Source organism: Parabacteroides provencensis (assembly GCF_900232875.1).
Classification (GTDB): domain Bacteria; phylum Bacteroidota; class Bacteroidia; order Bacteroidales; family Tannerellaceae; genus Parabacteroides; species Parabacteroides chinchillae.
In genome coordinates, this window is sequence record NZ_LT960507.1 from 1 (window position 1) to 1,347 (window position 1,347).

A 1,347-nucleotide genomic window follows, 5' to 3' on the forward strand; every position below is an offset into this window, starting at 1 on the left:
CTCCTATTTGGTGGGTACTTATCCCAGTATGGATATTATACATTGTCTATACTGTTTGGTATATGGCAAAGCATGTGACGGATAGTATAATTAGTGATTTTATTCGCTCGCGTCCGATGTTTTGGACAGAGATAGCGGCTTTAACAGCATTGTTTGCGACAGTATTTATAAAATAAATAAAAACTATGGACGAGAGGAATGTAATAAATGGAATGATGGCAGTAGTGTTGAGTGAGTTTGTGGACTTCCTCTATCCGTTACGGTTCTTTTTATTGGCTGCCGTAGTTTTGATATTGGTAGACTTACGTTTTGGAATTGAAGCAGCAAAGGCGAGAGGAGAGAAGATTCGGAAGTCACGAGCTGGCCGACGAACGATCAATAAAATGGTTGATTATCTCTGCTGGATATTACTTGCTGGTGCTTTGGATAAAGCCTTTGGTATTCCTTTCGAATTTCCATTGCTTCCGGCAGTTGTTCTGTTGGTCGTGTACGGCTTTGAGATAAATTCCTGTTATGGAAACTATTTCGAGGCTCATGGAAAGAAAGTAAAAGTAAATGTGTTTAAACTGTTCGCCAAGAAAGCGGATATAATAGAAGTGGAGGAGAATAAAGATGAGAAAGAATGAATTACCCCGGGGCTTGCGCAACAACAACCCCGGCAATATCAGACGTAATAGCGATGTGTTCCAGGGCGAGGTTAATCCTAGCCGAGATCAACAGTTCAAACAATTCAAGACGATGGCATACGGTTACCGGGCAATGTTTAAAATCCTGTCGAACTATTATCGTGTGTACAAACTGGATACCATCAGAAAGATGATTACCCGCTGGGCGCCGGAAAACGAGAACAACACGAGCGCGTACGTGTCGTTGGTAAGTAGCTATTCTGGGATCGGCCCCGACGACCTGATCAGCTTCGACCGTGAACAAATGATCAGGATCGTTGCCGGGATGTCAAAGGTTGAAAACGGGAGAGATGCAGTTATGTCGGACGTGATAGCGGGATGGGGGTTACTATGAGAGTCCTATTATATATATGTATTACCCTTTGTCTGGTAGGTTGTCGGACACGTATGTCATACGTTCCTGTTGGGAGTAAAACAGATTCAATCTATATTGATAAGTTGATCCCTTACCCTATGCCGGCGGACAGTGCTTCTATTCGTGCTCTAATGGAGTGTGATGAAAACGGAAAGGTTGTGCTCCGTTGGCTTGATCTGGCTAATAGTAAGAATGTACAGTTGATGTTTACTATTGATAGCTTAGGTAACGTAATAGCAGATATGAAGGTTCCCCAGGATACGTTATATCTCCCGTCAAAAGAAATTTATGTAGATAGGAAAGTTG

3 protein-coding genes are annotated in these 1,347 nt (G+C 42.5%); all 3 read left to right on the top strand.

From position 1 onward, the window contains the following. The first annotated feature begins 185 nt into the window (after window positions 1-185). Window positions 186-626 (top strand): phage holin family protein, encoded by a 441-nt coding sequence (locus CTY47_RS16645; RefSeq protein ID WP_099465901.1) that lies wholly within the window; start codon window positions 186-188, stop codon window positions 624-626. After that, the gene (locus CTY47_RS16650; protein ID WP_099465902.1) at window positions 613-1,020 is read left to right on the top strand and encodes a structural protein P5; all 408 of its coding nucleotides are present in this window, start codon (window positions 613-615) and stop codon (window positions 1,018-1,020) included. Before CTY47_RS16645 ends, CTY47_RS16650 begins: the two co-directional genes overlap by 14 nt. Further along, window positions 1,017-1,347 (top strand): hypothetical protein (locus CTY47_RS16655; protein WP_233202227.1); only part of this gene is annotated, 331 nt, incomplete at its 3' end. The genes CTY47_RS16650 and CTY47_RS16655, both read left to right, overlap by 4 nt.